General features: G+C 50.0%; 21 protein-coding genes and 2 other annotated features. Of the genes, 15 read left to right on the top strand and 6 right to left on the bottom strand.

The window, feature by feature from the left end; all coding sequences use genetic code 11:
* Nucleotides 1-35 precede the first annotated feature (35 nt).
* Nucleotides 36-1,448 (bottom strand): NAD-dependent succinate-semialdehyde dehydrogenase, encoded by a 1,413-nt coding sequence (locus tag KNO65_RS10145; protein WP_031422044.1) that lies wholly within the window; start codon nt 1,446-1,448, stop codon nt 36-38.
* A gap of 92 nt (nt 1,449-1,540) precedes the next feature.
* Between KNO65_RS10145 and KNO65_RS10140 the strand changes: the two genes are divergently transcribed.
* Nucleotides 1,541-2,053 (top strand): glycerol-3-phosphate acyltransferase, encoded by a 513-nt coding sequence (locus KNO65_RS10140; protein ID WP_214774158.1) that lies wholly within the window; start codon nt 1,541-1,543, stop codon nt 2,051-2,053.
* Complete coding sequence (locus KNO65_RS10135; protein WP_214783896.1) at nt 2,050-3,633, top strand: GNAT family N-acetyltransferase; 1,584 nt, start codon at nt 2,050-2,052, stop codon at nt 3,631-3,633. The genes KNO65_RS10140 and KNO65_RS10135 overlap by 4 nt, the downstream gene beginning before the upstream one ends.
* Here the strand turns inward: KNO65_RS10135 and KNO65_RS10130 are convergent.
* Entirely contained in the window at nt 3,572-5,209 is a 1,638-nt protein-coding gene (locus KNO65_RS10130) for an ABC1 kinase family protein (RefSeq protein WP_012727504.1), read from the bottom strand. The genes KNO65_RS10135 and KNO65_RS10130 overlap by 62 nt on opposite strands.
* A 93-nt stretch (nt 5,210-5,302) precedes the next feature.
* Here KNO65_RS10130 and KNO65_RS10125 point away from each other — a divergent pair, with 93 nt between their 5' ends.
* From KNO65_RS10125 to KNO65_RS10115, 3 genes are all read left to right on the top strand, one after another.
* A complete protein-coding gene (locus tag KNO65_RS10125) occupies nt 5,303-5,908 on the top strand; it encodes a trimeric intracellular cation channel family protein (protein WP_012727503.1) in 606 nt (201 codons plus the stop codon).
* A 12-nt stretch (nt 5,909-5,920) separates the two neighbouring features.
* Nucleotides 5,921-6,286: a DUF423 domain-containing protein gene (locus tag KNO65_RS10120; protein WP_214685306.1), complete on the top strand. Its 366-nt coding sequence runs from the start codon at nt 5,921-5,923 to the stop codon at nt 6,284-6,286.
* 422 nt (nt 6,287-6,708) lie between these two features.
* Complete coding sequence (locus tag KNO65_RS10115) at nt 6,709-8,151, top strand: murein hydrolase activator EnvC family protein (protein WP_214783893.1); 1,443 nt, start codon at nt 6,709-6,711, stop codon at nt 8,149-8,151.
* An 83-nt stretch (nt 8,152-8,234) separates the two neighbouring features.
* On the opposite strand, the gene KNO65_RS10110 is transcribed toward KNO65_RS10115, so the two are convergent.
* Nucleotides 8,235-9,548: an amino acid permease gene (locus KNO65_RS10110; protein WP_251131712.1), complete on the bottom strand. Its 1,314-nt coding sequence runs from the start codon at nt 9,546-9,548 to the stop codon at nt 8,235-8,237.
* Between the two features lie 242 nt (nt 9,549-9,790).
* Nucleotides 9,791-10,019: a binding site (T-box leader), on the top strand.
* Nucleotides 10,020-10,067: 48 nt separating this feature from the next.
* Nucleotides 10,068-10,295 (top strand) — a binding site (T-box leader).
* Nucleotides 10,296-10,350: 55 nt separating this feature from the next.
* On the opposite strand from KNO65_RS10110, the gene trpD reads away from it, so the two are divergent.
* The 5 genes from trpD to trpA are packed head-to-tail and all read left to right on the top strand — an operon-like array spanning nt 10,351 to nt 14,576.
* On the top strand, nt 10,351-11,340 hold the full coding sequence (gene trpD, locus KNO65_RS10105) for an anthranilate phosphoribosyltransferase (protein WP_214783887.1): 990 nt from the start codon (nt 10,351-10,353) through the stop codon (nt 11,338-11,340).
* Nucleotides 11,337-12,098 carry an indole-3-glycerol phosphate synthase TrpC gene (trpC, locus tag KNO65_RS10100; RefSeq protein ID WP_214783884.1) on the top strand — a complete coding sequence of 254 codons (762 nt, stop codon included), beginning with the start codon at nt 11,337-11,339 and terminating at the stop codon, nt 12,096-12,098. Before trpD ends, trpC begins: the two co-directional genes overlap by 4 nt.
* Nucleotides 12,074-12,628, top strand: coding sequence for a phosphoribosylanthranilate isomerase (locus KNO65_RS10095; RefSeq protein WP_214783881.1), 555 nt, complete (start codon nt 12,074-12,076; stop codon nt 12,626-12,628). Before trpC ends, KNO65_RS10095 begins: the two co-directional genes overlap by 25 nt.
* Nucleotides 12,625-13,812 carry a tryptophan synthase subunit beta gene (gene trpB / locus KNO65_RS10090; protein ID WP_041917953.1) on the top strand — a complete coding sequence of 396 codons (1,188 nt, stop codon included), beginning with the start codon at nt 12,625-12,627 and terminating at the stop codon, nt 13,810-13,812. Before KNO65_RS10095 ends, trpB begins: the two co-directional genes overlap by 4 nt.
* Complete coding sequence (trpA, locus tag KNO65_RS10085) at nt 13,809-14,576, top strand: tryptophan synthase subunit alpha (RefSeq protein ID WP_012727495.1); 768 nt, start codon at nt 13,809-13,811, stop codon at nt 14,574-14,576. Before trpB ends, trpA begins: the two co-directional genes overlap by 4 nt.
* 41 nt (nt 14,577-14,617) lie before the next feature.
* Here the strand turns inward: trpA and KNO65_RS10080 are convergent, their stop codons facing one another.
* On the bottom strand, nt 14,618-16,108 hold the full coding sequence (locus KNO65_RS10080; RefSeq protein ID WP_214783878.1) for a potassium/proton antiporter: 1,491 nt from the start codon (nt 16,106-16,108) through the stop codon (nt 14,618-14,620).
* Nucleotides 16,109-16,261: 153 nt separating this feature from the next.
* Here KNO65_RS10080 and KNO65_RS10075 point away from each other — a divergent pair, with 153 nt between their 5' ends.
* Nucleotides 16,262-17,200 carry an ATP-grasp domain-containing protein gene (locus KNO65_RS10075; protein ID WP_214783876.1) on the top strand — a complete coding sequence of 313 codons (939 nt, stop codon included), beginning with the start codon at nt 16,262-16,264 and terminating at the stop codon, nt 17,198-17,200.
* 3 nt (nt 17,201-17,203) lie between these two features.
* Here the strand turns inward: KNO65_RS10075 and KNO65_RS10070 are convergent, their stop codons facing one another.
* A complete protein-coding gene (locus KNO65_RS10070; RefSeq protein ID WP_012727492.1) occupies nt 17,204-17,350 on the bottom strand; it encodes a hypothetical protein in 147 nt (48 codons plus the stop codon).
* A gap of 75 nt (nt 17,351-17,425) precedes the next feature.
* The gene (hemQ, locus tag KNO65_RS10065; protein WP_214783873.1) at nt 17,426-18,202 is read right to left on the bottom strand and encodes a hydrogen peroxide-dependent heme synthase; all 777 of its coding nucleotides are present in this window, start codon (nt 18,200-18,202) and stop codon (nt 17,426-17,428) included.
* Between the two features lie 338 nt (nt 18,203-18,540).
* Here hemQ and pta point away from each other — a divergent pair, with 338 nt between their 5' ends.
* The 4 genes from pta (at nt 18,541) to KNO65_RS10045 (ending at nt 20,828) form a co-directional block, all read left to right on the top strand.
* Nucleotides 18,541-19,530: a phosphate acetyltransferase gene (gene pta / locus KNO65_RS10060; protein WP_012727490.1), complete on the top strand. Its 990-nt coding sequence runs from the start codon at nt 18,541-18,543 to the stop codon at nt 19,528-19,530.
* A 76-nt stretch (nt 19,531-19,606) separates the two neighbouring features.
* Nucleotides 19,607-20,326 carry a DUF2711 family protein gene (locus KNO65_RS10055; protein ID WP_214783870.1) on the top strand — a complete coding sequence of 240 codons (720 nt, stop codon included), beginning with the start codon at nt 19,607-19,609 and terminating at the stop codon, nt 20,324-20,326.
* Between the two features lie 38 nt (nt 20,327-20,364).
* A complete protein-coding gene (locus KNO65_RS10050) occupies nt 20,365-20,664 on the top strand; it encodes a rhodanese-like domain-containing protein (RefSeq protein ID WP_041917952.1) in 300 nt (99 codons plus the stop codon).
* The gene (locus tag KNO65_RS10045) at nt 20,664-20,828 is read left to right on the top strand and encodes a hypothetical protein (RefSeq protein WP_012727488.1); all 165 of its coding nucleotides are present in this window, start codon (nt 20,664-20,666) and stop codon (nt 20,826-20,828) included. The genes KNO65_RS10050 and KNO65_RS10045 overlap by 1 nt, the downstream gene beginning before the upstream one ends.
* Nucleotides 20,829-20,864 lie beyond the last annotated feature (36 nt).

Raw genomic sequence — 20,864 nt, 5'->3', positions numbered from 1 at the left:
TCGCATATGTCGACAAGCCTTTTGTATACCTATACTCACAATCCGAGAGAGATGTATTTGACTTCTAAAAATTCCTCGATGCCGTGATGTCCACCCTCACGGCCGAGTCCGCTCTCTTTCCAACCACCGAACGGCGCTTGCGGCGTTGACGGAAGTCCGTCATTCACACCGACAATCCCGTACTCCAACGATTCAGCTAAATAGACCGCTTCATTGATGTCTTGCGTGAACAGGTAAGCGGCTAAGCCAAATGGCGTGTTGTTCGCCCGTTTGATGACTTCATCGAGTGAATCGAACGTCGCAATCGGTGCGACAGGTCCGAACGTCTCTTCGTTCATGCAGAGCATGTCTTCATTCGCGTAACGAATGACGGCAGGACGGATGAACAAGCCGTCTAGTACCTCACCACCGTACACTTCACCGCCACGAATCTGTGCGTCCTCAATATGCTTTTCGACTTTACTGAGCGCGTCGTCATCGATGAGCGGACCGATGTCGACACCTTCTTCTAGTCCATTGCCGACTTTCAACGCTTCGACCTCTTTAATGAAACGCTCCGAGAATTCATCGACGACGGCGCGTTCGACATAGATTCGGTTCGCGCAGACGCACGTCTGTCCACCGTTTCGGAACTTTGTGGCGACCGCTTGCGGAACAGCCTTATCTAAATCCGCTTTGGCCGTGACGATGAGCGGGGCATGTCCACCGAGTTCGAGTGAAATCTTTTTCATCGTGTCCGCAGCGTCACGCATGAGCATTTTTCCGACTTCCGTTGATCCTGTGAACGTCAATTTTCGGACCCGTTTATCTTGTTGCCACGCTTTGACGATATCTGATGCTTGTCCAGTGACAAGGTTGATGACCCCTTTTGGGAATCCGGCCTTCTCCGCTAATTTGACCAATTCGATGGCGGTCAACGGGGTCGCCGATGCTGGTTTCATGACGACCGTACAGCCTGCAGCGAGCGCTGGAGCAACTTTCCGTGTGATCATGGCAGCCGGGAAGTTCCAAGGTGTGATGGCTGCGATGACGCCGACCGGTTGTTTGATGGCAAAGATTCGTTTCTGGTTTGATGAAGCCGGAATCGTCTCTCCGTACACGCGTCGTCCTTCTGCTGCATACCAGTCGATGAATCCATTTGCATAGTTGATTTCACCGATTGCTTCTTTGAGCGGTTTCCCTTGTTCCTCAACCATGGTTCGGGCAAGCTCTTCTGTATGTTCTGCAATCAAACGATGCCACTCATTGAGTAGTTCCCCTCGTTCTTCTGCTGTTTTTTGTTGCCATTCTTGTAACGCCTCATGTGCAGCGTCAACGGCTTGTGTCGCTTCTTGTGTATCACTTTTTGTCACGACGGCCATCACATTACCTGTAGCCGGATTGCGTACCTCGATCGTTTGTCCCGTTTCTGTCCATTCCCCATTAATGAAGTTTTTCTCTTCTCGCATCTTGATTTCCCCTTTCCAAAAAGTGCACAGTTAATTAGAGGATACCCGTTTTTCTGAAACGCACACAAATTTCCAAAAAATGAGGGGATACTATGTGGATCATCATCATAGGCTATTTAGTCGGAAGTCTGCTCGGGGGCAGACTGTACGGGGTGCTAAGTGGACATGATTTAGCGACAACTGGTTCGAAGAATACCGGTGCACGCAATGCACATCGCATCGGTGGAGTGAAGGCGTTTCTCATCGTCTATGGATTCGACGTGCTCAAGACGATTCTCGTCCTACAGATGAGTGGATTGTATTTTTGGGAGACGGCGTTCGCACTCACGCTCGGGCATATTTATCCATTTTGGCGAATCCGTGCGGGTGGGAAGGGATATGCCGTTTTTTCTGGAATCATATGGGCATATGACCCGTGGTGGTTTATTGGGGGTCTTGCTATCTTGTTACTCTTAATCAAATTAACAGGGAACTCTCGCGAGACGGGACTGGTCATGCTCATTTTACTTCCGCTCGCTGCACTTTGGGATGTCGAAAATGTCATCTGGGCCACGCTGATTACGATTCTTATCATCTATCATCATGTGAAGGAGGAAAAGGCATGATTGTGTACCGAAAAGCCGAAGTATCAGATTTTGAAGCGATACATCGGTTGAATTACGAAACATTCGTCGAAGAGATTCCGCAACATCCACCGAATCCGGAAAGGCGACTCGTCGACAAGTTTCACGAAGAGAATACATATTGGATCGGGGAAGCGGACGGTGAAGTGATTGCCATGTGTGCGTTACGTGGTAAACGACCATTTTCATTGGAACAAAAGGGTGTGCGCATTCCTGAAGGGAATTGGCTCGAGATTCGTCTGCTCGCTGTGACTAAACCTTATCGGCGCAATCGGACGTTCGCTGGATTGATGCGCGCGGTTATCGATGATGCGACAGAGCGTGAGGTTGATGGCATCGTCATCAGTGGAACGACACGTGAACAAGTGCTCTATCGTCGATTTGGGTTTGTCCCATTCGCGGATCCGATCGGTCCTGAGGAAGCGCGATATGTGCCGATGGTGTTAACGCGTTCGGCTTTTTATGAATCCAAATCAGCGTCGACCCTACGTCCGAAAAGTTTACTAGCAGGACCCGTTGAATGTTCGGAACGCGTGAGGGAACGACTCTCGATGCAAGCGCGCCCACATCGTTCAAACGAGACGGGACGAGTGCTTGACGCGGTGCAACAAAAACTGGCGGAACGAATCGGACTCCCTCATGTCTATACGCTTCTTGGAAGTGGGACGGTCGCCAATGATGCGGTCGCGGCTCGATTGGACGGACATGGGCTCATTTTCAATGCGGGTGAATTTGGAGAACGTTTGATTGACCACGCCCGGCGTGTCGGTCTGTCTTTTGACGTGGTCGCAGTGGACCAAGAGGGGCAGTGGGATCTTTCTCAACTCGAGCGCATTGCACCAGACTGGGTATGGACGGTTCACTGCGAAACATCGTTAGGGATTTTCATCAACCTCGAACCGCTCCATACATGGCAAGGCATTGTCGCCATTGATGCGATCAGTGCCGTCGGGACGCTCGTCTATGATTATTCATTTGCGGACTACGTGACCTTCTCTTCAGGAAAGGCGTTACGGAACGCTCCGGGTCTCGCGTTCGTCGCTATGAAGCATCCGGCGATTGCGACACCACATACAGCGCGCTATTTGGATTTATCGCTCTATCAGCCGATCGCCTTCACACAATCGGAACCACTTCTTGCAGCGATGGCGATCGCGCTGGATGAGTTGACAGAAGAAGAAGTCGTTTCGCATTCTGTGAAGATGAATACGTTGCTTAATGCCTTACAAGAGAACGGTTTAACGGTCGATGTGTGTCCTGCTCAGTCATCTGGCATCATCACGATTCGAGTACCGTGCGAGCTGTCCTCGGTCGAGCTCGGGCGCCAACTGTCGTATCAAGGCTATCTCGTTCAGTATGAGAGTGACTATTTGAAACGGGCGAACGTCATTCAAGTATCGACCATGGGTTGGACGACACCTCGCATGATGCGTGACGTCGGTGCTTATATCGCACAATGGATTCAACAAAAAACCGCCACTTCTGAAAGTGACGGTTCGCTTATACTCGAAAGTCTTGGCGTGCCAAATGACGAATCTTTCGTCCGAGGCGTCTCCAATTGAAATATGCTAAAACGGAGACGACGCCACCTGACCAAAAGAGCCATTCATCCGGTCGGATATAACCGAGTAGCCCGACGAGCAGGCCGAGCAAGATGACGATGGCATTGAACGTCTGGCGGTGCAAGAGTTCCTTGGATTCTAGGGTTCGTTGGAACATGGCTTGCTCCGACAGGCGTTTTCGTGTCGGTTCTTTTAAGTAATTATCGAGAAGCGGAGGAACGTTTAACAGTTTCTTCGCATAGTTGATTCCGGTCTTCACGTAACGATTTTGAAGCGTTGTCCCGTCCTCCTCGAGCCATTCGATGACAATCGGTTTACCGAGTGTGAACAGGTCGATTTTTGGGTCAAGGATTTGCAGGATCCCGAGTAAGGTCGAAGCGGCACGACCGAAGAAGGCAAATTCCGCCGGGAGCTGAATCGGTTCGTTTTTGACGAGCAATTGAATGTCCTGTAACACCTTCTCAATCAACTTCGTATCGACGGTGTCGATGTCCGTTTCTAAGTAGAAGGTGACCGCCTTCTCTAGCGCTTGACGAATATTTTGTTTGTTCGCCGTCGGTAAGAGGAATCGCAAGTCTTCTAATCCATCGACGATGCTGTCATAGTCGAGCGAGATGAACGCCTGTAAGATATTCCGAATCGTGGCCATGTCTTGTGCCGTCGTCTGTCCGACCATACCAAAATCGAGGAGGATGATGGTTCCGTCTGCCCGAATCTGGACGTTTCCGGGATGTGGATCGGCATGGAACTGTCCACCAAACAGTAGCTGTTCAGCAGCGAGTGTGAAGAGTCGTTCAGCAAGTGCGGAACGGTCGATTCCATTTTCCTTTAAAAAGGCGAGGTCGGTGATCCGGCGTGCATCGACCCAGTCCATCGTCAAGACGCGGTTCGTACAGAGATGCTCGTGATAGTCCGGGATATAAACGTCTCGGTTATCCGCGTATTTGGCTTTAAAATACAGGGCATTTTTTAATTCAGTTTGAAAATTTAGTTCATCCCCGATGACAAAAATCATCTGGCGATATAAGCTATCTAAGTCGGTTGATTTAGCGAGGGATGTCCGCTTTAACATCGACGTGACAATTCGCATGGCACGGAAGTCGGTCCGGATGATTTTTTCGATATTCGGACGCTGGATTTTGATGGCGACCCGTTTGCCGTTTTCGAGCAGCGTGGCACCATATACTTCCCCGATGGAAGCCGAAGCGACGGCATCGATGCCGACGTCTTTGACGACTTGTGAGTAAGGCACGCCCCATTCCGCTTCTAGAATCGCGCGCGATTTCTCCCAACCAGACGTCGGGACACGGTCGACGAGCTCTGATAGCTCGTTCAAGACGGCGGGTGGCAATAAGTCCGCACGAATCGACAAGAATTGTCCGAGTTTGATTAACAAGCCCTCGAGCCGTAGCGCGTTACGTTTGTATTCACGCGCGAGCTTGAGCATGAGTGCTTCATATTCTTCTGTCGTGGCGACGCCTTGTTGTTGTTTGCGTGAAAAGGCGTACAGCCGAATGATGAATCGGGCGAACATGGTGACGATAATCCATATGCGGAACAAAGCGATACGTTTCATTGTGATACCGACATCCTTTACGACAGTCGCACGACTGACCTGAATTTTTGTAACTATACTTTACCATACAATGCGTTGAAGAAAGGGCAAGGGATGTTCATGGAGTGGGAATTGCTCAACGTCGTCGGAACGATTGCGTTCGCGGCGAGCGGAGCCATCATTGCGATGGATGAAAAATACGATATTTTTGGGGTATGGCTGTTGGCGTTTATCACTGCCTTCGGAGGCGGCGCGATTCGAAACGTCCTGTTAGGAAACCCCGTCAGCTTAATTTGGCAACAGAATGATTTATTTATTTTATGTTTTCTTGTCGCACTCCTCATCTTCCTGCTACCGAGTGTCGTATTGCCACATTGGGAACGCTGGGGTGTCATTGTCGACGCCATTGGTCTCGTCGCGTTTGCCTTTCAAGGGGCACAAGTCGCCATCAAGCTTGATTTACCTTTATCTGCTGCGATTGCGGCAGCTGTCTTGACCGGCGTTGGCGGAGGTGTGGTCCGGGACTTATTGGCCGGACGCAAGCCTCTCGTCTTACAGTCTGAGGTGTATGCGATTTGGGCGATTCTCATTGCGGTCATCACGTATTACTTCAAGCTCGAAGGTGGCCTTGCTGTCTACGCACTTTTAATTGTCGTCGCAACACTCCGAGTGATATCCTACTATCGGAAGTGGAATTTACCAGCACGAAAAGTTAGATAAGGGGGAACGGAAATGAAGATCTTATTAATGATTGGTGCCGGTTTGATGGCACTCGGTGTGGCACTTGGTGCGTTCGGCGCCCATGCGCTAAAAGAGAGATTGGCGCCAAACATGTTGGCAAACTGGCAGACAGGTGTGCTCTACCACATGGTGCACGCACTTGGAATCATTGGGATTGCGGCACTCCTCATGCGTGTGAGCATCAGCCAGTTCAACGTGGCTGGATGGCTCATGTTTGCGGGAATCATCTTCTTCTCAGGAAGCTTGTACGTCATGGCATTGACGGGAATTACAAAACTCGGAGCCGTGACACCGATTGGTGGCGTGTTATTCATCGCTGCCTGGATCTTTGTCATCGTCGGTGCGATGAAACTATAACTTGAGAATCCATGTATTCGATATCCATGCCTTTGCTCATGTTCACATGCAGCGACGGCATGGATTTTTTTGATGAGTCATTCTATTAATTGGAAAAGGGATATGCAGTTCCATGCGCTTATTATTTTAAAATAGGGTAAAGCGTTCTCTATTTACATAAAATATTACAGAAAGATGTCAAATTGAACAGTCTGAAAAGGTATTGGTAAATAATAAGTTCTATGCATTCGCTGTCCGCACCTTTGTTCTTGCGTAATAAAATTGAAATATAACTTTAACAGGAAAATATCTATCAGTTAGATATAATTAGTCGTGTTGAAACTCAAGTAAATGATCGTTTTTGTTACATACTGAAACGGCTTTAAAAATATGTAGTGTAGTAGGTACCCACGTTTGTATTTAAGAAAGGATGTACCCCATTCATGAATTGGAAACGCACAGTCTCGACGCTGACGCTTGGTGTGATGCTCATCAGCACACATACAGTTGCCGATGCATCGACTTCGATTAAAGAAAAGCAAGAAGAACAACAAAAAGTACAAGAAAAACGCAATAGCGTGAAAAAAGACCAAGCCGACACGTCTTCAAAGATTGAAGTGAACAAGGAAGAGATTTCAAAAGTTCAGGCAGAGGTCAATAAAATGGACGCACAATTGCAAGATATCATCAATGATGTCGCTATGAAGCGCCAAGAAATCAAGCGTACCGAGATGAAAATCGAGGATCTTGAAGCCGACATTAAAGATTACCAAGAAAAAATGAAGGCGCAAGAAGCGATGATGAAAGAGCGTATGGCCACGATGCAAAAGAACGGTGGCGGATCAATTAACTGGGCTGAATTCATCTTCGGTTCAAAAAATCTCTCTGATCTCGTCACGCGTATGATCACAGCTGGAACGATTCAGCGTAGTGACCAAGAGTTGTTCGATGACTATGAAGCGACACAGCGTTCGTTGAAAGAAGCGCAGGCTGACTTAAAAGCAGAACGTGCTTCACTTCTCCAACAACAAAAGGCACTTGAAGTGCGTCAAGCCGAGCTTGAGAAGAAAATGAAGCAGCGTGAAAAGCGCATCAAAGAGCTTGAAGAGAAGAACATCAAGTTCGAATCACAGATCTTTGACCTTCAAGAAATTGAAGCGACATTAGTCGCACAAGAACAGGCGATTGCGGCTGAAATCGAAGCGCAACGTCGCGAAGAAGAGGAAGCCCGTCGTCGTGCGGAAGAGGCAGCTCGTCAAGAGGCGGCACGTAAAGCGGAAGAAGCCCGCCAAGCAGAAGCTGCACGTCAAGCTGCTCAACAAAAACAAGACAATAAATCGAATACCCCGTCTTCATCGTCTTCAAACAACACGACACCATCAACGCCAGCTCCAAAACCGGCACCGGCGCCAACGCCAGCTCCGAAACCAGAGCCTAAGCCGGCACCAACGACATCGACGCCAGCACCGTCTAGCGCGATGTTCATTCAACCAGCTTCAGGACGCTACTCGCAAGGATGGGGTCCGGCAAGTGGTGCGTATGGTTACACGTTCCATAACGGTGTAGACATCGCCGGTCCAACAGGGACACCGATTCGCGCATCTGCGACAGGTACGGTCATTCGTGCAGGTTGGGGTGGTGCATACGGCAACCACGTCATGATCGCGCACGTCATCAACGGTCAAGTTTGGACGACGGTTTATGCGCACATGAACTCGGTATCGGTCAGCTCTGGACAGCGTGTGACGCAAGGGTCGAACATCGGGACGCTTGGAAACACAGGGAACTCGTCAGGTCCGCACTTGCACTTTGAGATTCATAAAGGCGGCTACTCATACTCGGCAACGAGTGCAGGTAGCACGGTCAATCCGCGTCAGTTCTTCTGATGCATCAACCAAAAAGCTCCTTTCGATTGCGAAAGGAGCTTTTGTGCGTAACAAATCCCTCCGCTGTCGCGAAGGGATGCTTGTTAATTGGCTTGTTCGATATCGCTTGGACGATCTTGTTTTTTACGTATTTGTTCACGCACGTAATAGATGATCGTCAATCCGATCAACCAAGGTACGCCGAACTTCAGCAAGATGTTGAAATCTGTGAACCATGTCGTGATCATCAGGCTGAGCAGTAAGACCGCCCCGAGCAATGGGAGGAATGGATATCCCATCATGCGGACAGGGAGTTTTCGCCCAGTCCATTTTTTACGGAAGAACAAGTGGGAGACGAAGACCATGAACCAAGTGAAAATAGCTCCGAACATCGAGATTCCCATCAAGAATGGATACGACGACTCCATGAATACTTGTAGCAAAGCGGCGAGGACGATCCCGCCCGTTGAAACGAGTAGCGCGAACATTGGGATCCCATTTTTGCTGATTTTTTTGAACGCTTTCGGTGCATCGCCGGCTTCCGCGAGCGAGTACATCATACGTGTCGACGCGTAAAGCTGCGCGTTCATCGCAGACAAGGCAGCAATCAAAATCACAAAGTTGAGGATGCCTGCCGCGAACGGGACATCAAACTGTTCCATGACGAGCACGAATGGACTTTGGTCGATTCCGGCTTGCTGCCATGGGATCAGCATGAGCATGATCGCGAGCGTGACGACATAGAAGAACGTCAAGCGGAACACGGTCGCGCGTAAAGCGCGTGGTACGGCCTGGTCCGGGTCTTTCGCTTCTCCCGCTGTCACAGCGACGAGTTCGGTTCCAAGGAAACTGAAGAGGGAGATGAAAATCGTCACCCACATTCCGTAAAAGCCGAACGCGAAGAAGCCTTCGTTTCCTGTCGTGATTGACTCAATTGGTGATCCTGGTTCGCCGAACAATGTGGCGGCACCGAGGACGATGAATAGGATGATGGCAGTTACTTTGATGAAGGATAACCAGTATTCGGTCGTTCCGAACGTGTGAACGTGACGGGCGTTGACGTAAATGAGTAGTCCACCGAAGAGGGCGACCCAAACGAACCCGTTCACATCTGGGAACCAGTAGCGCATGTAGATGGCGATGGCACTGACTTCAACCCCTACAGCCAGTACGTTCGCGACCCAGTAAGAGTAACGGACGAGAAAACCGGCGAGTGGATGAACGTATCGCTCGGCAATCGTTCCGAATGATCCGGATGTTGGATGGGCGACCGTCATTTCGGCGAGAGCACCCATGAGTAAGAGGACGATGAACGCCCCGATGGCATAGCTGACGAGCACGCTCGGGCCAGCGGTTTGAATCGCGAGACCGCTTCCGAGGAACAGCCCGGTTCCGATGGCGCTCCCGAGGGAAATCATCGTAAGTTGCCGGGTGGACAGCTCGCGTTTTAGTTTATTTGTTTCCAAAATCGATTCTCCTTTAGCTGAGTGAAATGTTGTTGTGGACGACTATAGCAGACGAAAAAAAACAATGTCAATTCGAAAAATCGATGAAGGTTTCTCATTTTTGGATGCACATATAGAGGCAAAGTTTTTATAATTTTTTTATTTGACATGGATTCATCTGCCCTGTATAGTACGAATTAACTTAACTGAAACGAATAAAGGCGTCGACGAAGAGAAGTAACGACGAATCCTGTATGACAGAGAGCTGATGGTTGGTGCGAATCAGTATATGGGACGTCGCGAATGGACTTCTGAGCTCTAAACCGAACTTTGAGTAGGCTTTAGCGGGTTACCCACCGTTATCACGGGGAAGCGGATGATTGTCCGTGAAGTGGGTTCTTTGGAACCAACGAAGGTGGCACCACGGGGTTACTCGTCCTTCTTATAGCGCAGGCTATGAGGAGACGGGTGACCCTTTTTTCGTTTCAACAATATAAATCGAGGATTGAGAAGAGTAGCGCGAGAAGACGTTTCGTCCAGAGAGTCAGGGATGGTGAGATCCTGACCGAGGCGTCCGCGTGAATGGGCTCATGAGAGCATGGCTGAAGAGAGTAGGCCGTGACGGTTTCCCCCGTTATCGGGATACGATGTGATTGCATCGGAGAGTGGATTCTTTGGAATCAACGAGAGGTGGCACCGCGGTCTTGAACCGTCCTCCATACGACGACTGTCGTGTGGAGTTTTTTTATACACATTTTTAGAGGGGGAACCGACGATGATTCAACAATTGGAGACAAACGCATTATCGACAGCAGATATGAAAGTGGCAGCAAGCGAGATGTTCCAAGCGGATGAAGCGCAAATCGAACGAGTGCTTTTGGCGATGAAAGAGCGCGGTGAGACAGCAGAAGAGATGGCAGGACTCGCGGCATACATTCGTGAAGCGGCACAGTTCCCCCAGAGTGATTTACCCGTACTCGATGTTTGTGGTACCGGCGGCGACGGGGCGCATACGTTCAACATCAGTTCGACCGTCGCCTTTGTCCTAGCAGGTCTTGGCATTCCAGTCGCCAAGCACGGAAATCGAAGCGTCTCGAGTCGATCTGGGAGCGCGGACGTCCTAGAGGCACTGAACGTTCCAATCGTGAAGACGGCAGCGGAAGTACATGCTGACTTGAAACGGACGAACTTGAGCTTCCTCTTCGCCCAACATGTCCATCCGATTATGAAGCACGTCATGCCGGTCCGGAAACGACTTGCGACGGCGACCATCTTCAACCAAATCGGACCGTTAACGAACCCACTTCGCCCGAAACGACAACTTGTCGGTGTCTATCATCCATCATTGCTCGAGAAGATGGCGACCGCGATGCGTCATCTCGGCGTGGAGCGCGGCATGGTCGTCCATGGTGCAGGTGGACTCGATGAAGCGAGCCTCGCCGGTGTGAATGACGTATATTTCTTTGATGGGGAACAGACAGCGCGTTACGCGGTCGACCCACGAGATGTCGGCTTGATGCGAGCGCCCCTCGAAGCGCTACGTGGAGGAACACCAGAAGAGAACGCCGCAACCCTCGTCGCCGTATTGAACGGAGAGATGGGGCCGGCACGCGACGTCGTCTTATTGAACGCAGCCCTTGCCCTTTGCACGTATGGCACAACCGCGACGCTTCGTGCAGGAGTGAAAGAGGCGAAACGTAGTATCGATGAAGGACACGCCTTACGGGTATTACAAAACTTACAACGGACGGAGGTCGAAGCATGAGTTATTTAACAAAAATCATCGGAACGAAAATGGAAGAGGTTAGCGGTATGCAACCCATCGATGTCCCCGTGACGAAGCCGATCTCTCTTTTACATGTGATGAGCGAAGGATTCCATATTATTTCAGAGATCAAACGGTCCTCCCCCTCGAAAGGAATGATTCGGGAAACGGTCGACGTCGCCGAACGGGCACGTCAATATGAAAAAGCTGGTGCGACGATGATTTCCGTTTTGACAGACACGACGTATTTCAATGGATCGTTTGACGACTTGCGACAAGTTGCCGATGTCGTCACCATCCCGGTGCTCTGTAAAGATTTCATCATCGATGAACGACAACTCGACTATGCGAGGCATTACGGTGCGAGTGTGGCACTTCTGATCGTGGCGGCACTACATCCGACACGTCTCTATGAGTTGACGCGATACGCTCGCTCCATCGGTCTCGACGTCTTAGTCGAAGTACATGACGAGGCGGAGTTACGCATCGCACTCGAACTTGATGACGTGTTAATCGGTATCAATAACAGAGACTTAAAAACGTTCGAGGTATCCCTCGAGACATCGATCGATTTGATGAAACGCTATCCCGACGTCACATTCGTTAGCGAAAGTGGTGTCAGTACAGTCGAGGCGGCTGCACGTTTACAAGAAGCTGGGGCAAGCGCCATTCTCGTCGGGGAAGCACTCATGCGTGAAGAGGACCCGACCCGGTTACTCGAGGAGTTGAAAACATGTTCGTTAAAATCTGTGGACTAAAGACAACGGAAGCTGTTCAGGCGGCGGTCGAGGCAGGAGCGGATGCCATCGGGTTTGTCTTCGCCCCGAGTTCTCGTCAAATCGACGTGGCGACTGCGAAGACACTGGCCGCACACATCCCGGAATCGGTTCGAATCGTTGGTGTGTTTTTAAGTCCTTCAATGGAAGAGATTGAGGAAACGTTGAACGTGGGACTGACGGATTTACAAATTCACCATCGGACGCAGTCAATGGAAGAACTCCGTATCTTCGGGTTACCGATCATCGATGCGTCGACCGAGGAGACGGCAGATGTACGATTGATGGATCATCCGAATCCGGGGAGTGGACAGGTGTTAGACTGGGGCGCAATCGACCGGCCGCAGCGTCCGTTTTGGCTAGCGGGCGGGCTATCCCCGGAGAATGTGAGACAAGCGATTCAAATGATTCAACCAGACGGCGTCGACGTCTCGAGCGGTGTCGAGACGGACGGTGTGAAAGATATCGAAAAAATTCGTGCGTTCATTCAACGCGCCAAGGAGGAACTATGATGTATGCACAACCAGTGAACGGGAAGTTTGGACAATATGGTGGGAAGTACATTCCAGAGACGCTCATGCAGGCGGTCGAAGAATTAGAGGTCGCTTATGAAGAGGCGAAGCAAGATCCTGAGTTTCAAGAACGATTCTCTTCCTTATTACGTGAATACGTGGGACGTGAGACGCCACTTTATTATGCGTCGAACCTAAGTCGTCGCCTCGGGACGAATGTCTATTTGAAACGTGAAGACTTGAACCATACCGGTGCCCATAAGATCAACAATACGATCGGACAGGCGCTCCTGGCGAAACGGATGGGGAAACAGAAAGTCGTTGCGGAGACAGGCGCGGGACAACACGGTGTCGCGACGGCAACAGTATGCGCGCTACTCGATTTAGAATGTACCATCTTCATGGGTGAGGTCGACGTCGAGCGCCAAGCGTTGAACGTGTTTCGGATGGAACTTCTTGGGGCGAAAGTCGTCCCTGTCAAATCAGGCAGTCGTACCTTGAAGGATGCCGTCAATGAAGCGCTCCGTTACTGGGTCAAACATGTCGACGATACGCACTATGTGATGGGTTCCGTTCTCGGACCGCATCCATTCCCGCAGATGGTACGTGATTTCCAAAGCGTGATCGGGACAGAGACACGTCGGCAAATCCTCGAACAGACGGGACGCCTCCCGGACGCCGTCGTCGCTTGTGTCGGCGGAGGGAGCAACGCCATGGGCATGTTCTATCCATTCTTGAATGATGAGTCGGTCGCGCTCTACGGTGTCGAGGCGGCTGGAAGTGGCATTGATACGGATAAACACGCAGCAACCCTCACAAAAGGGGAAGTCGGTGTCTTACATGGGTCGCTCATGTATGTCCTGCAAGACGCAGCGGGTCAAATCGAGGAAGCCCATTCCATTTCAGCTGGACTCGATTATCCAGGGGTAGGACCAGAGCACAGTTTCTTGAAAGACATTGAGCGGGTGCGCTATGCAGCCGTCACGGATGACGAGGCACTCGATGCGTGTCTCGCCCTCAGCCGACAAGAAGGAATCATTCCTGCCTTAGAGTCTTCACACGCCCTTGCTTACGCAGAGACGCTCGCGAAGACGATGGGAGAAAACGATACACTGGTGATTTGTTTATCAGGGCGCGGAGACAAAGACGTCCATACAATCCGAGAGAAGGTGGCGACACGATGAAACTAGAGACAGCGATTCGACAGCGAGAAGGAGCGGCGTTCGTTCCGTATATCATGGCCGGTGACGGCGGGATGGACCGGCTCATCCCGACCATCGTGGAACTAGAGCGGATGGGTGCGACGGCGATTGAACTCGGGATCCCCTTCTCTGATCCGGTAGCGGATGGACCGATTATTGAGGCGGCAGGAATGCGCGCGCTTGAAGCAGGTGTGACGCTTGAAATGGTATTGAACCATTTAATAGAAGGAAATGATCAATTTAACGTTCCAATCGTCTTGATGACCTACTTGAATCCAGTGTTTCGGTTCGGAGTCCAACCGTTCTTTGATCGGGCGAACGAATGTGGGGTGAGCGGGGTCATTATTCCTGACCTTCCGTTTGAGGAGAGTCTCCAGTTATTCGCAGATGTTAATCGGCATGACGTCGCCGTCATTCCGCTCGTCACGTTGACGAGCAGTGAGGCGCGGACAACGTCCATCTTAGAAAAAGCAGAAGGATTCGTATATGCGGTCACGCTTAAAGGGACGACCGGGAAAGCAGATGTGTTCCCGGACGAGTTACTCGCCTACTTGACTCGTTTGACAGAGCAGTCACGTGTTCCCGTCTTAGCAGGATTCGGAGTCCATCGTCCGGAGCAAGTGCAGACGTTAGGACAAGCGTGTGACGGTGTCGTCGTCGGGAGTTTCATCGTCGAGGCACTTCATGAAGGACGGACAGAAGATGTTGAGACGTTGATTCAATCAGCAAAACACTTACACGCATAAGAAAACCGGCGCTTCAAATGAGGCGCCGGTTATTCGTTTACTCATAATTCCACTCGGTCTAGCCCGTCTTCACCAAATGTTTGGTCGAGTTGATCATGACGATACATCGAAGCAAGCACGTATAAGAGATCGCCTTCTTCGATGGCTGTCTGACCGTTCGGTGGAATCAAGTACTCGTTTCGGACGATGGCGTTCACGACAGTGTTTGGCGGGAGCGTGATGTCCGCGAGCGTCTTTCCGATCATAGATGAGCTGGCTGTGACCACATAAGGAACGAGCTTATGTTGAGACTGTTTGCTTGAGACGAGGGCGATTGTGTATGGGGAACGGATTTTATCCGGACCGAGCAACCCTAACTTCTCGGCAAGTGGCGTCAACGTCGTGCCTTGAATCAGGGCGCTCGTCACGACGACGAAAAAGACGGCATTGAACAACAGTTGGCTATTTTCGGTACCGGCAATAAGCGGGAATGTCGCAAGGACAATCGGCACGGCGCCTTTTAGACCAGCCCATGAGATGAACAACTTTTCTTTTCTCGTAAATGCCATGCCAAGTGTCGATAAATAGACGGCGATCGGACGTGCCAGGAACATAAGGACGAATGAGATAAGTAGTCCTTTCCAAATCAAATCCGGTTCGATGAGTTGACGAGGGAAGACGAGTAACCCAAGGATGACGAACATGATGATTTGCATGATCCATGCGAGCGCCTCTGAGAATTGGACGATCGTCACTTCATGCGCCGTGTCCGCATTTCCGACAATCATGGCGGCGATATAGACGGCGAGTAATCCGCTTCCCAATAAGTAAGCTGTGACACCATAGGTGAGGAACGCCATAGAAATCATGAGGACGGCATGTAATCCGCTCGAATCAAGTCTCAAGTGATTCAACATGAGGCGAGACAGTTGTCCAAGGATGAATCCGATTAATGCCCCGACAACGATTTGAAGGACGAACATCCAAATTCCGTCCCAGATGGTCGTATCCGGCTTCATCATGAAGTCGAGAGCGAGAATCGTCAAAAACATCGCCATCGGGTCGTTCGTGCCGGACTCGGCTTCGAGAGTCGCACCGACTTTCGGTGAGATATTCTTTCCTTTAAATGCGGCAAAGACGGCCGCTGCGTCGGTTGAACCGATAATCGCACCGAACAAGAAAGATTCAATCCAATCGAAACCAAATACGAAACGAACGGCCACAGCGACCACAGTCGTGGTAATCAATACTCCAAGCGTCGCCAGCGAGGCAGAAGGGGCGAGGACGCTCCGAATCGATGACCATTTCGTTTGAAGACCCCCTTCAAACAAAATAACAATCAAGGCAGCGACTCCAATCAACTGCGCTAAATTCGAGTCGTCAAAGAAGATGAGACCGGTAATGTCACTTCCCATGATCATGCCGATTCCCATAAATAAAATCAAGGCGGGTAAGCCGAATCGAGTTGAGATTCGCGTCGCCATGACACCGGCTACGAGAAGTAGACCGAAGAGTAATATGAGTACATCAGTACTTATAACAGGTACGGTCAAACACAACACTTCCTTTCCAAAACAATACTCTTAAGGTCATTGTACCATGAAATCGTCTGATATTTCAGAATTGAGGATTAGGCAAACCATACACATTGGAATTGTCGGTTATGGATATGGTAAAGTAAACACATCATAGAAGGAGGAATGATGATGTCTAAAATTCACGTCATTCATGAAAACGAAGAATGGACGAACCACCTTGTTCATCGTTTAGAAGAGTTGAACTTGCCATATGAATTATGGCACTTGGACCAAGGGACGATTGACCTCGAAGCCACGCCCCCGGAAGGTGTCTTTTATAATCGGATGAGTGCCTCTTCGCACACACGCGGGCATCGGTATGCACCGGAGTTGACGGAAGGTGTCCTCGCTTGGTTAGAGGCAAATGACCGGACCGTGTTTAACGGCACACGTGCCATCCGCCTCGAAGTGAGCAAAGTCAATCAATACACGGCGCTTCGCCGCGAAGGAATTCGCGTGCCGAAGACGATTGCGGCAGTCGGTAAGGCGCAAATCATCGAAGCGGCTGAGCAGTTAGGTTTGACACCGTTCATCACGAAACATAACCGTGCAGGGAAAGGGCTCGGGGTCCAATTGTTCCATACGATCGAAGGACTCAAAGAATATGTATATGGTCCCTCGTTCGAGGACTCGGTTGACGGCATCACGCTCATTCAACAGTATATCGAATCCCCAGAACCGTATATTACCCGCTGTGAATTCATCGGTGGGAAGTTCTTTTATGCGGTGCGTGTCGATACGTCGGAAGGATTCGAGCTCTGTCCGGCAGATGCCTGCTCGATTGAAGACCAGTTCTGTCCGGTCGGGGAGACGCCACCGGCGAAGTTCGAAATCGTCGAAGGATTCGATGACCCAATCATTCCAAAGCTCGAACAGTTCTTGAAAGCGAATGCGATCGATATTGCGGGGATTGAGATCATTCGAGACCTAGACGGAAACGTCTACGCCTATGACGTCAATACGAACACGAACTACAATTCCGATGCTGAAGCGAAAGCGGGACGCTATGGAATGCTTGAATTGGCTACTTTCTTAGGCGACGCACTTCACGTCACCACGACAAAATAAGGGTCAGGCGCTCGCCTGACCCTTTTGCTGTGTATGTTTGAGTTGCTCTTCAAATCGATGTTGGACTAATTCTGCTGTCGGTGCCATTCGTTCGATGAACGAATCTAAACGTTCCGCAGTGTCACGATCGGTTTCTTTAAACACGCGCATCGTTGTTCACCTCGTTAATCAGGATAACTTGCTTACATCATCCTTAATTCCCGAGGTGTTATACGCGTAAACCTTTTACACGCTAAAGAATGTGCTCAACTTTTCTTTCGGTAAGATGTTCCCAACGTAGAAGTCGCCGAACTCACCGTATTTCGCACTCACTTCATCAAAACGCATCTCGTAAACGATTTTCTTGAACTGAAGTGAATCTTCAGCGAAGAGTGTGACGCCCCATTCCCATGCGTCGAATCCAGTCGACCCACCGATGAACTGCTGAATCTTACCAGCGTAACTACGGCCGATCATGCTGTGGCGATACATGAGGTCCTTACGTTCATCCATCGACAACATGTACCAGTTGTCGCCGTCGCGACGAGCCTTGCTCATCGGATAGAAACAGATGTGTGCGGCCTTTGGAAGTGTCGGATAGAGGCGTGAACGGATATGAGGGTTTTGATACGGGTCCCCGTCTCCAGATCCGCGATACATCCCGAGCTCGATGACCGACACGTATGAATACGACGGAATCATATAGTCGTATAGCGCTGTTTTGCGGAATGCGCGCTCGACGTCTTCAAGTTCGTTGAATGTTGGACGAAGGACCATCAAGACGAGGTCCGCCTTCTGGCCGAGAATCGAGTAGAAGGCGTGGCTTCCTTCACCTTTTGCTTCCACTTCTTCAAGATCCGCGAGGAACGTCGTGAACTCCTCAATCATCTGTTCACGCTTTTCAGCATCGACGAGTTTCAAACGAGCCCAATCAATCGTGCGGAAATCATGAAGTGTATACCATCCGTCTAATGTGGCGGCGGCATGTTGTGTATCTGTTGTAGGTACTGGACGTTCTGACATAAAAAAATCTCCTTTCGGGACTTGGCTTCGCCGTCTATTTTACCATACACGCTTCACTGACTGGCAACTTTGAGGCACTGTGAGGGTTATCACGATTCATGACGGGTAAAGAACAGAGGACAGAAACATGAAAACGGCTACAAAAATGGCTGTATCAGTCGATTTGTCGAAACTGTTCTATTCATATAATGATTGATTCTAAGCGATTTATGGCGAAATGGGCAGAATAGTTTATTTTGAAAAGGGTACTGTGTATAATTGAAATCGCGTAAAGACACAAGTCAACGGCAAAACCATTAGCAGTCATGCTGTAAATTGAGAAAAGGGGTTCATTCGTTATGAAATTATTTGAAACGTTGAAGCAAAAAGTTAGCCCGGTTCGTCCGACCATCGTCTTCCCGGAAGGTATCGATGAGCGTGTTCTTGGAGCCGCTGTTCGATTGAAAGCAGACGGTATGGTAGAACCGATCGTCGTCGGTGCGAAAGCAGATCTCGAAGCGGTTGCGGCGAAACACGGTTTCGACATCTCAGGTTTGACACAATATGACCCAGCGACATACGAAGACATCGACGTTCTCGTCGAATCATTCGTCGAGCGTCGTAAAGGGAAAGCGACGGCTGAACAAGCGCGCGAACTCCTTACATCAGACGTGAACTACTTCGGAACAATGCTCGTTCACACAGGCAAAGCAGAAGGTCTTGTCTCAGGCGCGATGCACGCGACGGCTGATACGGTACGTCCGGCACTACAAATCATCAAAATGCAACCAGGCATCAAAAAGACGTCAGGTGTGTTCATCATGGTACGTGACGACGAGCAATATGTCTTCTCGGACTGTGCGATTAACATTGCACCAGACGCAGCGGACTTAGCAGAGAACGCGTTCTTGTCGGCAGCGACAGCGAAGACGTTCGGCATCGACCCACAAGTCGCACTTCTTAGCTTCTCGACGAAAGGTTCTGCGAAGTCACCTGAAACAGAGAAGGTTGTGGAAGCGACACGCCTTGCGAAAGAGAAATCACCGAACCTTCCAATTGACGGAGAACTTCAATTCGATGCGGCATTCGTCCCTAGCGTAGCGGCGAAGAAAGCACCGGGTTCTGACGTTGCTGGTAAGGCGAACGTATTCGTCTTCCCAAGTCTTGAAGCAGGGAACATTGGCTACAAGATGGTTCAACGTTTCGGTGGATTCGAAGCAATCGGTCCAATCCTTCAAGGTCTCAACAAACCAGTGAACGACTTATCACGTGGTTGTAACGAAGAGGACGTCTACAAATTGACGCTCATCACAGCAGCACAAGCAATCGATGAGCGCAACGAAGCGTAAGTCCGGAGCATCCTTCTTATAGAAGGGTGCTTTTTTTGATGGTCCGTTATAAACTATTCAAGAAAGGAGTGTTGAAATGGACGAACTAGATGAGAGCGTTTTGTTACCTGAAGGACATCGTTACGCCATGTTTGGTGGTGGGGATGATTACCCAATTAAGACGTATTATGAAGGGGTATTTGAAACGGTCTTCATCGCGTTTCATCCATTCCTTGCTCCAATAGATCACTCCGCCGCGGTTGATCGTTATGCCGATCTGGACAAAAACGAGGTCGAACAGCAATTTCGGGCCGTTACATGGGAAGAGATGAGGCGAAGACTAGGTTTTCGTGACGTGAGCCGTATCGATCATGCGCTCCGAACGATGATTAGGGCGCTAAAACCACATGTCGAAGATCGAGCAGGGGCGAATCGAATCATCGAATATTGCGAACGTGAGAATGTGCTTCCACCAGGTGAAGGGGAACTATCGGATCTACAAAAGAATCAAGTGTTGCGTGTACTTTTGGAAATGGGAGAAGGCTGGATCTGGACCGGAGACGAATTTTGTACGGAACGGCATCTCATCCATCTCAGTGAGACGCTAGCCGCTGATACGTGGGGCATGCAACATCGGACGTTTTTCGGTTACCATCATGAGTGGCTCATCGTACCACCTTGGGATAGCCATTTCACGTTGTTTTGTGGCAATCGCGCGTTGATCGAACAGGTTGTCAAACGATGCGAGCTCGAGGGGTTCTATTGTGATGCTGAGACGACGATTAACTGGAGTTTGTCGGAGCATAAGCTGAGGTAAACTAAAAGAGAAATCCAGGATTGAAAGGGGAACTATGTATGCAAAGCATCCATGCTACAGAATTAAGAGAAAAATTAGAGAATGGGGAATCTCTCCATATCATCGATGTACGCGAACAAGATGAATATGAGGCAGGGCATATCCCGAACGTACCACTCTATCCATTATCGGAATTCCCACAAGTGACAGAAAAGTTGGCACAAGACAATGTCTATCACGTGATCTGTCGTTCAGGTGGACGGAGTCAGACGGCGTGTGATTACTTAGAATCGCAAGGTTATAAAGTCGTCAATGTCGACGGCGGAATGCTCGCTTGGGACGGCGACATCGAGGCGTGATGCTAGAGAATCCTTGGGTCGTCGTACCGCTTCTCATTGCGCTCTACCTCACGGTCTATGCAGTGATGAAGCGATTTGACTGGGAGAAGTGGCGACTCGTCTGGGCAGTGTGGGTGATGCTCATCATCATCCTATTGACGATTGAACTCGTGACAAGTCTATAAAAAATGCGGAACCTTCTTTAACAGAGGTTCCGCATT

It is taken from the genome of Exiguobacterium sp. S3 (genome assembly GCF_018617295.1).
Taxonomy (GTDB): Bacteria; Bacillota; Bacilli; order Exiguobacteriales; family Exiguobacteriaceae; genus Exiguobacterium; species Exiguobacterium profundum.
The sequence above is the reverse complement of the archived record's forward strand: the minus strand, read 5'-3'. Positions and strand labels throughout refer to the sequence as shown.

What these genes read in the sequence shown, in the direction of transcription:
- KNO65_RS10145 (WP_031422044.1), bottom strand. Translation starts at nt 1,448, where the DNA reads ATGCGAGAAGAGAAAAACTTCATTAATGGGGAATGGACAGAAACGGGA.
- KNO65_RS10140 (WP_214774158.1), top strand. Translation starts at nt 1,541, where the DNA reads ATGTGGATCATCATCATAGGCTATTTAGTCGGAAGTCTGCTCGGGGGC.
- KNO65_RS10135 (WP_214783896.1), top strand. Translation starts at nt 2,050, where the DNA reads ATGATTGTGTACCGAAAAGCCGAAGTATCAGATTTTGAAGCGATACAT.
- KNO65_RS10130 (WP_012727504.1), bottom strand. Translation starts at nt 5,209, where the DNA reads ATGAAACGTATCGCTTTGTTCCGCATATGGATTATCGTCACCATGTTC.
- KNO65_RS10125 (WP_012727503.1), top strand. Translation starts at nt 5,303, where the DNA reads ATGTTCATGGAGTGGGAATTGCTCAACGTCGTCGGAACGATTGCGTTC.
- KNO65_RS10120 (WP_214685306.1), top strand. Translation starts at nt 5,921, where the DNA reads ATGAAGATCTTATTAATGATTGGTGCCGGTTTGATGGCACTCGGTGTG.
- KNO65_RS10115 (WP_214783893.1), top strand. Translation starts at nt 6,709, where the DNA reads ATGAATTGGAAACGCACAGTCTCGACGCTGACGCTTGGTGTGATGCTC.
- KNO65_RS10110 (WP_251131712.1), bottom strand. Translation starts at nt 9,548, where the DNA reads ATGATTTCCCTCGGGAGCGCCATCGGAACCGGGCTGTTCCTCGGAAGC.
- trpD (WP_214783887.1), top strand. Translation starts at nt 10,351, where the DNA reads ATGATTCAACAATTGGAGACAAACGCATTATCGACAGCAGATATGAAA.
- trpC (WP_214783884.1), top strand. Translation starts at nt 11,337, where the DNA reads ATGAGTTATTTAACAAAAATCATCGGAACGAAAATGGAAGAGGTTAGC.
- KNO65_RS10095 (WP_214783881.1), top strand. Translation starts at nt 12,074, where the DNA reads ATGTTCGTTAAAATCTGTGGACTAAAGACAACGGAAGCTGTTCAGGCG.
- trpB (WP_041917953.1), top strand. Translation starts at nt 12,625, where the DNA reads ATGATGTATGCACAACCAGTGAACGGGAAGTTTGGACAATATGGTGGG.
- trpA (WP_012727495.1), top strand. Translation starts at nt 13,809, where the DNA reads ATGAAACTAGAGACAGCGATTCGACAGCGAGAAGGAGCGGCGTTCGTT.
- KNO65_RS10075 (WP_214783876.1), top strand. Translation starts at nt 16,262, where the DNA reads ATGTCTAAAATTCACGTCATTCATGAAAACGAAGAATGGACGAACCAC.
- KNO65_RS10070 (WP_012727492.1), bottom strand. Translation starts at nt 17,350, where the DNA reads ATGCGCGTGTTTAAAGAAACCGATCGTGACACTGCGGAACGTTTAGAT.
- hemQ (WP_214783873.1), bottom strand. Translation starts at nt 18,202, where the DNA reads ATGTCAGAACGTCCAGTACCTACAACAGATACACAACATGCCGCCGCC.
- pta (WP_012727490.1), top strand. Translation starts at nt 18,541, where the DNA reads ATGAAATTATTTGAAACGTTGAAGCAAAAAGTTAGCCCGGTTCGTCCG.
- KNO65_RS10055 (WP_214783870.1), top strand. Translation starts at nt 19,607, where the DNA reads ATGGACGAACTAGATGAGAGCGTTTTGTTACCTGAAGGACATCGTTAC.
- KNO65_RS10050 (WP_041917952.1), top strand. Translation starts at nt 20,365, where the DNA reads ATGCAAAGCATCCATGCTACAGAATTAAGAGAAAAATTAGAGAATGGG.
- KNO65_RS10045 (WP_012727488.1), top strand. Translation starts at nt 20,664, where the DNA reads ATGCTAGAGAATCCTTGGGTCGTCGTACCGCTTCTCATTGCGCTCTAC.